Source organism: Micromonospora sp. URMC 107 (genome assembly GCF_051386315.1).
Classification (GTDB): Bacteria; Actinomycetota; Actinomycetes; order Mycobacteriales; family Micromonosporaceae; genus Micromonospora.
In genome coordinates this window covers 1-8,719 of the sequence record NZ_JBPQTK010000182.1, presented here as the reverse complement: position 1 = coordinate 8,719, position 8,719 = coordinate 1, and the positions used below count along the sequence as shown (strand labels likewise).

Sequence of the window (8,719 nt, the reverse complement as noted above, 5' to 3'; positions counted from 1 at the left end):
CCAGTGCCACCTCACCGAGGAGCAGCTCACCGCCGCCCTGTTCGCGACCGCTCCGAGCGGCGCGGCGTCGGACGCGCCGAGCCGGAGCAGTCGTGGCCCCGCTCCGGCGCTGCACGGGCACGTGGCCGTGGACGGCCGTGACCAGCCGTTCGGGTTCGCGCTCTGGTTCCTCAACTTCTCCACCTGGGCCGGCGTGCACGGCATCTACCTGGAGGACCTCTACGTCCGCCCGGCCGCGCGCGGCACCGGGGCCGGTCGGGCGCTGCTGGCCACCCTGGCCGCGATCTGCGTGGAGCGGGGCTACCAGCGGCTGGAGTGGGGCATGCTCGACTGGAACCCCGCCGCCGGCTTCTACGCCTCGATCGGCGGGCGGCCGATGGACGAGTGGGTCCCCTACCGCCTCAGCGGGGACGCCCTGACCGGCCTCGCCGCACAGGCACGTGGCGGTCCCCACACGTCCGGGCGACCGAGCGGGTAGAGTCCCCGACCGGGGGGATGAGTGGTGACTCAACTGACCGGGCAGCCGACGACCGACGACGACGTCGTGCACCTCACCGTGCCCGCGGACGGGGGCTACCTCGGGGTGCTACGTACCGCGACCGCGGGGCTCGCGGCGCGGCTCCAGTTCGCCCTCGACGAGATCGAGGACCTGCGCATCGCCGTCGACGAGGCGTGCGCCATGCTGCTCGCCATCGCCACCCGCGACGCGGAGCTCGACTGCCGCTTCGCGGTCACCGACGACGCGCTCACCGTGGAGGTGACCGTGCCGACCGTCCGCGGCGCCACGCTCCCCGCCGAGTCGTCCTTCGCCTGGAAGGTGCTCACCGCGCTGACCACGTCGGCGGCCGCGACGGCCGGCGACGGCCGGGCCACCATCTCGCTGCTCACCCGGCGCGCCTCCCACTACTGACCGTCCGCCCGCCCGGCGCCGGGCCCGGGACGGGCCCGGCGGAGGTCACTCGAAACCGAGGGCCCGGGTGGTGGGGGTGCTGACCATCAGGGCGGTCACGCCGAGGCCGAGCGCCATCAGCGGTACGCCGAGCCACGCCATCCCGCCCTGGACCATGAACCACCCGATCGGCAGCAGCATCAGCTGGAGCACGATCGCCGGGGCCCGGGCTCCCGCCCGCCGGCGCGTCAGCGCGCCGCCCAGCGCCCAGAGGGCCGCCGCCGCGCCGATCGCGAACGCGGTCACCAGCAACGCCGACGTGAGGTCGGTGGTGGTGGCGGTGAGATCGGCCCAGAGCAGCCAGGCGGCGACCAGTCCCACGGCGACCGCCTCGGCCCGCAGCAACCGGACCGCCCAGCGGAGGGTGACGGGGATCGGGTCGGAGTCGATGGTCACGCGCGCCACGATACCCGTGGCGGTGCGCGGTACAGTGCCGCCCATGCGGGCCGTCCTGGTGGTCAATCCGAAGGCCACCACCACCAGCGAGCGCAGCCGGGACGTCCTGGTCCGGGCACTGCGCAGCGAAGTCGACCTCTCCGTGCGCTACACCCGACGGCGGGGGCACGCGACCGCGCTGGCCCGCGAGGCGGCCGAGGAGGGCGTCGACGTCGTCGTCACGCTCGGTGGCGACGGCACGGTCAACGAGGTGGTCAACGGCCTGATGACGGCGCAGCCGCCGACCATGCCGACCGGCATCACGCCGGCCGAGCGGCTGCCCGCCCTCGCGACCGTGCCGGGCGGCTCCACGAACGTCTTCGCGCGGGCGCTGGGCCTGCCCCGGGACTGGCCGGACGGCACCAGCATGATCCTGGAGGGCCTGCGGCTGGGCCGGTACCGGACGATCGGGCTCGGCCGGGCCGACGACCGCTACTTCACCTTCTGCGCGGGCTTCGGCGTCGACGCGGCGGTCATCCACCGGGTGGAGCAGGCCCGCCGGCGGGGCCGGGTGTCGACGCCCGCCCTCTACTTCCGGTCCACCGTCGCCCAGTACTTCCTCAACTCCGACCGCCGCCACCCGGCGATCAGCCTGGAGCGCCCGGGCGAGCTGGCGGAGGGCGAGCTGGCGACGGTCATCATCCAGAACACCGCGCCGTGGACGTACCTGGGCGACCGCGAGGTCAACCCGAACCCGGAGGCGTCGTTCGATCTGGGCCTGGACGTGCTCGCCCTGCGGCAGCTGCGGGTGGCCAGCACGACACGCACAGTGACGCAGTTCTTCTCCCGGACGCCGGATCCGCACGGACGCCAGGTGCTGCGGCTGCACGACGTCGCGGAGTTCACCCTGGTCTCGGCCCGGCCGCAGGCGTTCCAGCTCGACGGCGACTACCTTGGCGAGCGGGAGAAAGTCAGATTCACATCCATTCCCGCCGCACTGAGAGTAATCTGCTAGGTCTCGGGTACTGCCGTAGGTCGACGCGGTCGCGACACCAGACCGATGCGACGGCCGCCACACCGAGGGGCAGGTGCCGGAAATGTCAGCAATGTCACGCGGACTGTACTATATTGATCCTCGACAGTGGTACGCCGGGTAACCAGGAAGACGCTGGAATCCGGACAAAGGGGTTGTGGGCTTGCTCACCGCCCGGAGTTTTTCCGAGCGTCACCCTTGACATCCCGGGCGTTCGTGAAAGTATTCACAAGCGAACTTGAGTTACCGGGACATTGCCTGGATACGCTCGTCAGGTTGAGCCGTTCCAGCAGGTCCGCGGGGCCGACACAGCCTGCTCACGCACTGCCGAATAGGCGTACGCGAACCGTAACCATTCGGCGCTGCGGATGCATATAGGAAAAGCAACAGAAGCAATATCTGCCACCCACCCAGAATGAGGAGTGTTGCCGCCATGGACTGGCGTCACCATGCTGTCTGCCGCGACGAGGACCCGGAGCTGTTCTTCCCGATCGGGACGTCCGGACCGGCTCTCCTGCAGGTCGAGCAGGCCAAGGCCGTCTGCCGGCGCTGCTCCGTGACCGACCAGTGCCTGCAGTGGGCGCTGGAGTCCGGTCAGGACGCCGGCGTCTGGGGCGGGATGAGCGAGGAGGAGCGGCGGGCTGTCAAGCGCCGCGGTGGCCTCCGGGTGCTGCGCGCTCACTCCGCCTGATCCCCACGCACCAGCGAGACGCCCCGGCCGGGTACGCCCGCCGGGGCGTCTCGCTGTCCGCACACCCGTCTCCGCTGTCCGCACACCCGGCTCGTACCCGCCGGGCGCCTCTCCTGATCATGGACGGGCCGTGAGCCCGGCCACCCGGCCGACGGCGTCCACGCGCCGCAGGACCAGGTCGGCCAGCTCCGGCGCGTCGGTCAGCGGGGCGGACACCGCCACCGCCCCGGCGCCCCGCGCCGCCACCGACACGGCGTCGTGGAACATGCCCGGGGCCAGGAAGTACGCCGACACGGCCACCCGCTCGGCGCCCCGGGCCCGCAGCCGCGCCACCGCCGCCGCGACGGCCGGCGGGGCCGCCGAGGCGTACGACACACGGGTGGGCACACCGAGACCGACGCGCAGCGCGGCGGCCACCCGCCCCACCGACCCGCGCGCCCGGGCGTCCCTCGTGCCGGCCGCCGCCAGCACCAGCGCGTCGAACCGCCCCGGCCCCGCCTCGCCCAACCGTCGGCGCAGCCCCGCCAGCAGACCGGCGTCCACCTCGCCGTCGGCGGGGCCGAGCACGTCGGTCATCCGTACCGCGATCGGTGGCCCCGCCTCCCGGGCGGCCGCGACCGCCGCCGGGACGTCCACCCGCCGGTGGTACGCCGCGGTGAGCAGCAGCGGCACCAGCACCGCCCGGGGGTGCCCGGCGGCGGCCAGGCTCCGCAGCACGCTCGTCGGTCCCGGCTCGGTGTGATCCAGCCAACTCGCCAGCACCGGCGTGTCCGGCCGGGCGGCCGACACGGCCCGGGCCAGCGCCCGGGTCGCCTCGGCGGCCCTCGGGTCCCGGCTGCCGTGGGCGACCAGGACCACCGGGTCGGCCGCCCCCGACGGCCCGGGCGCTGACCACGCGGGAGCGCCCGGGACCGGCCCGGTCAGACGTGCAGTCCGCACTCGGTCTTCTCGAACATGGCCCAGCGGCCGGCCCGGGGGTCCTCCCCCGCCTTCGTGCGGCGGGTGCACGGCCAGCAGCCGATCGAGCCGTAGCCCTGCTTGAACAGCTCGTTGACCGGCACGTTCCAGCGGGCGACGTAGGCGTCCACGTCGGCCTGCCGCCAGGCCGCGATCGGGTTGACCTTGACCTTGCCCCGCCGGGCGTCGAAGGTCACCACCGGCGTGTTCGCCCTGGTCGGCGACTCGTCCCGGCGCAGCCCGGCGGCCCAGGCGTCGTAGCCCGCGAGCGCCCGCTCCAGCGGCTCCACCTTGCGCAGCTGGCAGCAGTCGTCCGGGGCCTTGTTGAACAGGCGCGGGCCGTACTGGCCGTCCTGCTGGCCCACGGTCAGTCGCGGCCGGATCGACCGGACGTTGACCGGCAGCGTCCGGGCCACCTCGTCGCGGACCCGGAGCGTCTCCGGGAAGTGCAGTCCGGTGTCGAGGAAGACCACGTCCACCCCCGGGGCGACCCGGGAGACCAGGTGGGCCAGCACGGCGTCGGCCATGGAGCTGGTGACGCAGAACCGGTCGCCGAAGGTCTCGGCCGCCCAGCGCGCGATCTCCAGCGCGGGCGCCCCCTCCAGCTCCCGGCCGGCCTCCTCGGCCAGCGCGCGCAGCTCGCCGGGGTCACGCCGGGTCGGGTCGGCCGGCGCCGGGCCGCCCGGGCCGACCAGGCCCAGGCCCGCCGCGGAGACGAGGCCGGGCCGGTCGCCCGTCCCCCCGCTCACCGGGCCACCGCCCGGCCGAGCAGGCCGGTGAACTTCACCGTGAACACCCGGGCGCACGCGTGGCACTCCCAGGCGCCGTGGCCTGCCTCGCTCGGCCGCAGGTCCTCCTCGCCGCAGTACGGGCAGTACAGCGGCGCGGAACGGGTCTCGCTCATCGCGTCACCTCGCCGCGCGCGGCACCGCGACGAAGGACACGGCTTCCGCTGACCCGCTCGCTTCGATCGCTCATCGGAGTTCCTCCTCGTCGACCCTGATCACCCAGTTGGCGAACGTCTCGCCCGTCGCCCGGCCGGCCAGGTAGCGCCGGGCCAGCCGCTCCACGTACGCCGGAAGCTCCTCGGCGGTGGTCTTCAGGCCGCGCAGCTTGCGGCCGAACCCGGCCTTCTGTCCCTCGGCCATGCCGAGCCCGCCGCCGAGGTGGACCTGGAAGCCCTCCACCTGGGTGCCGTCGGGGCCGACCACCAGCTGGCCCTTGAGGCCGATGTCGGCGACCTGGGTGCGGGCGCAGGCGTTGGGGCAGCCGTTGAGGTGGATGGAGATGTCGGCGTCGAAGTCGCGCAGCCGCTCCTCCAGCCGGGCCACCAGCTCCTCGCCGCGCGCCTTGGTCTCGACGATGGCCAGCTTGCAGTACTCGATGCCGGTGCAGGCCATGGTGCCGCGCCGCCAGGCCGACGGCTGCGCCTCCAGGCCCAGCCCGCGCAGCTGGCGCACCAGCGAGTCGGTCCGCTCCGGCGCCACGTCCAGCACCAGCAGCTTCTGGTACGGGGTGAGCCGCACCCGCCCGCTGCCGTGCGCCTCGACCACGTCGGCGAGCCGGGCGAGCTGCCCGCCGGAGACCCGCCCGACCACCGGGGCGGCCCCGACGTAGTTGCGCCCGTCGCGCTGCGGGTGCACGCCGATGTGGTCCACCGGCTTCTCCGGCAGCTCCGGGGCCGGCCCGTCGAGCAGGGCCCGGCCCAGGTACTCCTTCTCCAGCACCTCGCGGAACTTCTCCACGCCCCAGTCGGCGACCAGGAACTTCAGCCGGGCCCGGTTGCGCAGCCGGCGGTAGCCGTAGTCGCGGAAGATGCCGACCACGCCCGCCCAGACGTCCGGCACCTCGTCCAGGGACACCCAGACGCCGAGCCGCTGGGCCAGCATCGGGTTCGTGGAGAGGCCGCCGCCGACCCAGACGTCGAAGCCCGGGCCGTGGTCCGGGTGGTCCACCCCGAGGAAGGAGATGTCGTTCGCCTCGTACGGGGTGTCGACCAGCCAGGAGATGGAGGTCTTGAACTTGCGCGGCAGGTTCGAGTACGCCTTGTCGCCGACGTACCGGCGGACGATCTCGTCCACCGCCGGCGTCGGGTCGACCAGCTCGTCGCGCGCCACCCCGGCGACCGGGCTGCCCAGCACGACCCGGGGGCAGTCGCCGCACGCCTCGGTGGTCTGCAGGCCGACGGACTCCAGCCGGCGCCAGATCTCCGGCACGTCCTCGACCCGGATCCAGTGGTACTGGATGTTCTGCCGGTCGGTGATGTCGGCGGTGTCCCGGGCGAACTCGCGGGAGATCTCCGCGACCACCCGCAGCTGCGCCAGGTTCAGCTCGCCCCCGTCCACCCGGACCCGGAGCATGAAGAACTCGTCCTCCAGCTCGTGCGGCTCCAGCACGGCGGTGCGGCCGCCGTCGATGCCCGCCTTGCGCTGGGTGTAGAGGCCCCACCAGCGGAACCGGCCGCGCAGGTCCTGCGGGTCGATCGAGGCGAACCCGTGATGGGCGTAGATGTTCTCGATCCGGGCCCGTACGTTCAGCGGATCGTCGTCCTTCTTGATCCGCTCGTTCGGGTTGAGCGGCTCGCGGTGACCGAGCGCCCACTGACCTTCCCCCCGGGGCCGGCGGGGGGCCCGGGCCGGTCGGGGGGACGTCGGGTCCCCGGCCCGGGCCGGAATGCTGCTGACCGCCATGGCGGCGTCCTCCGTTGTCTGCGGTGCCTCGAAGACACGCAAGGCGCGCGGCCGACCCGTCGGAACGGGCTGGCGACAACGGTGTCGGAGCAGCCGGCGCGAGGCGCGCCCGAGACAGATTGGTCGGGCGTCGTCAGTGGGCCGGACAGATCGCGCTGCGCACGCGGCCGTAATCGACGTGGCGGCGGGCCACGAAGCGGCGGACGACAGCGGCGGTCATGCGAGTCATGCTGCCACACCCACGGGTGGCCGGCCAACGAGCGCGTGCGGGATCCCACATCACGGGCCACCCCCCGGCCACGGCGGCCGCCCTGTTCGGGCGAGGGCCGGCGGAATGGTGGCGTACCGCAACTTCGCGTCGCCCGACGACGAGGACAGCGGCGTGCGCGCCTGCCGCTCCACCGGGGTGCTGATCCGCGGTGAAGCGGACGGACACCGTGCCGCGTGCGGGAAGCACGGGGTCACGGTCGAGGAGTGACGCCGGTGCCCGATCGGCGGATCGGCGCACCGGACGGCCGGACTGTGTGACGCTGCGGTACGTGACCGGTTCCGCTGACCTGCCCGGCGCCCGCGTCCCGCCGGCGGGCGAGGCGGTGGGCGGGCCGGCTCGCACGGGCCGGGTGATCTGGATCGGGCCGGCGCTGCTCACGCTGGCCGTCGTGCTGACCGGGATCGACCACGCGCAGCCGTGGCGCGACGAGTTGGCCACCTGGAGCGCGGCGAGCCGGTCGCCCGGGGACCTCGTCCGGCTCGCCGGCACCATCGACGCGGCCACCAGCCCTTACTACCTGTTCATGCACGCCTGGGTGGCCGTCTTCGGCGACTCGGTGACCGCGCTGCGGCTGCCCGCCGCACTGGCCATGGCCGCCACGGCCGGGCTGACCGCCGTCCTCGGACAGCGGCTGCTCGGCGCCCGGGCCGGGCTGCTCGCCGGGCTGCTCCTCGCGGTGCTCCCGGGCACCTCCCGGTACGGCCAGGAGGCCCGCCCGTACGCGCTGGCCACCCTCCTGGCGGTGCTGGCGACCCTGCTGCTGGTCGAGGCGACCGCCCGGCCCCGGTGGACGCGCTGGGCCGGGTACGCCGCCGCCGTGGCCGCCCTCGGGCTCACCCACCTGGTCGCGCTCACCCTGCTCGCCGCGCACGCGGTGACAGTGCTCGCCACCCGCCGCGCGGGGCCGCCGAGCCGTCCGCTGCGCTGGGCGCTCGCCCTGCTGCCGACCGTGCTGCTGCTGACACCGCTGGTGCTGGTCGCCAGGGAACAGCGTTCCCGGCAGCTCGGCTGGGTGGAGACCGCCCGTCCCGACGACCTGGCCGCGCTCGCGGGCGGGGTGACGCAGAGCGGGGTGGTGGGCGGGGTGCTGGTGGGGCTCGCGGCCCTCGGCGCGGCACGGCTGGGCCGCCGCGCCCTGCTGCCCGGGCTCGCCGTCCTGCTGCCCGTGCTGCTGCTCTTCGCCGCGGGGCTGGTCGTGCCGCTCTGGGTGCCCCGGTACCTCGTCTTCGTGGTGCCCTTCGCCTGCCTGCTGGCCGGTGCGGCGCTGACGGCGGTGCCCCTGCCACCCGCACTGGCCGTCGTCGCCCTGGCCGGGCTGCTCGGGCTGCCCGACCAGGCGGCGCTGCGGCGCACCCACGAGTGGCCGCGCAGCGCGACGGTGGACTACCGGGGCGTGGCCCGGATCGTCGCCGACGGTCAGCGGCCCGGCGACGCGGTCGTCTACTCCCCCCGGGAGAGCTGGCTCTTCCTCGACCTGGGACTCGCGTACCACTTGGGCGACCGTCGCCCCCGCGACGTGCTGGCGACCGAGGACCAGGCCCGCCGGGGCGACCTGTGGGCCGCCGAGTGCGCCCACCCTGCCGAGTGCCTGGGCGGCGCCGAACGGGTTTGGCTGGTCGTGGCCGGCCGCCGCGACGATCCGCTGGCCGCCGTTCCCGGCGCGAAGGGCGACGCGCTGCGCGCCGACTTCACCGTCGAACGGGTCTGGCCACGTCCGGGGCTGACCGTGGCCCTGCTCACCCGCTGACCCACC

At 74.5% G+C, this 8,719-nt stretch carries 11 protein-coding genes; 6 read left to right on the top strand and 5 right to left on the bottom strand.

Annotated features, from left to right (window positions below; all coding sequences use genetic code 11):
* Together ACSNN9_RS26415 and ACSNN9_RS26410 are read left to right on the top strand one after the other, a co-directional pair.
* Positions 1-478, top strand: a 478-nt coding sequence (locus tag ACSNN9_RS26415; protein ID WP_436675936.1) for an N-acetyltransferase family protein, incomplete at its 5' end; no start/stop codon positions are given.
* A gap of 24 nt (positions 479-502) precedes the next feature.
* A complete protein-coding gene (locus tag ACSNN9_RS26410) occupies positions 503-910 on the top strand; it encodes an ATP-binding protein (RefSeq protein ID WP_357870514.1) in 408 nt (135 codons plus the stop codon).
* A 45-nt stretch (positions 911-955) separates the two neighbouring features.
* On the opposite strand, the gene ACSNN9_RS26405 is transcribed toward ACSNN9_RS26410, so the two are convergent.
* Positions 956-1,345 (bottom strand): hypothetical protein, encoded by a 390-nt coding sequence (locus ACSNN9_RS26405; protein WP_357870517.1) that lies wholly within the window; start codon positions 1,343-1,345, stop codon positions 956-958.
* Positions 1,346-1,388: 43 nt separating this feature from the next.
* Here ACSNN9_RS26405 and ACSNN9_RS26400 point away from each other — a divergent pair, with 43 nt between their 5' ends.
* Positions 1,389-2,339, top strand: a complete 951-nt coding sequence (locus ACSNN9_RS26400) for a diacylglycerol/lipid kinase family protein (RefSeq protein WP_358081227.1) — start codon at positions 1,389-1,391, stop codon at positions 2,337-2,339.
* Positions 2,340-2,790: 451 nt separating this feature from the next.
* Entirely contained in the window at positions 2,791-3,048 is a 258-nt protein-coding gene (locus tag ACSNN9_RS26395; protein WP_007072794.1) for a WhiB family transcriptional regulator, read from the top strand.
* Between the two features lie 117 nt (positions 3,049-3,165).
* Here ACSNN9_RS26395 and ACSNN9_RS26390 read toward each other — a convergent pair whose 3' ends face one another.
* From ACSNN9_RS26390 to ACSNN9_RS26375, 4 genes are all read right to left on the bottom strand, one after another.
* Complete coding sequence (locus ACSNN9_RS26390; protein WP_436675940.1) at positions 3,166-3,906, bottom strand: sirohydrochlorin chelatase; 741 nt, start codon at positions 3,904-3,906, stop codon at positions 3,166-3,168.
* A 62-nt stretch (positions 3,907-3,968) separates the two neighbouring features.
* Positions 3,969-4,754, bottom strand: coding sequence for a phosphoadenylyl-sulfate reductase (locus ACSNN9_RS26385; RefSeq protein ID WP_436675932.1), 786 nt, complete (start codon positions 4,752-4,754; stop codon positions 3,969-3,971).
* Positions 4,751-4,909 carry an IS1 family transposase gene (locus tag ACSNN9_RS26380; protein WP_121399684.1) on the bottom strand — a complete coding sequence of 53 codons (159 nt, stop codon included), beginning with the start codon at positions 4,907-4,909 and terminating at the stop codon, positions 4,751-4,753. Before ACSNN9_RS26380 ends, ACSNN9_RS26385 begins: the two co-directional genes overlap by 4 nt.
* A gap of 70 nt (positions 4,910-4,979) precedes the next feature.
* Positions 4,980-6,695: a nitrite/sulfite reductase gene (locus ACSNN9_RS26375; RefSeq protein WP_436675930.1), complete on the bottom strand. Its 1,716-nt coding sequence runs from the start codon at positions 6,693-6,695 to the stop codon at positions 4,980-4,982.
* Positions 6,696-7,029: 334 nt separating this feature from the next.
* On the opposite strand from ACSNN9_RS26375, the gene ACSNN9_RS26370 reads away from it, so the two are divergent.
* Both ACSNN9_RS26370 and ACSNN9_RS26365 read left to right on the top strand, forming a co-directional pair.
* The gene (locus ACSNN9_RS26370; protein WP_436675928.1) at positions 7,030-7,173 is read left to right on the top strand and encodes a hypothetical protein; all 144 of its coding nucleotides are present in this window, start codon (positions 7,030-7,032) and stop codon (positions 7,171-7,173) included.
* 115 nt (positions 7,174-7,288) lie between these two features.
* Positions 7,289-8,713 (top strand): glycosyltransferase family 39 protein, encoded by a 1,425-nt coding sequence (locus ACSNN9_RS26365; RefSeq protein WP_436675938.1) that lies wholly within the window; start codon positions 7,289-7,291, stop codon positions 8,711-8,713.
* Positions 8,714-8,719 lie beyond the last annotated feature (6 nt).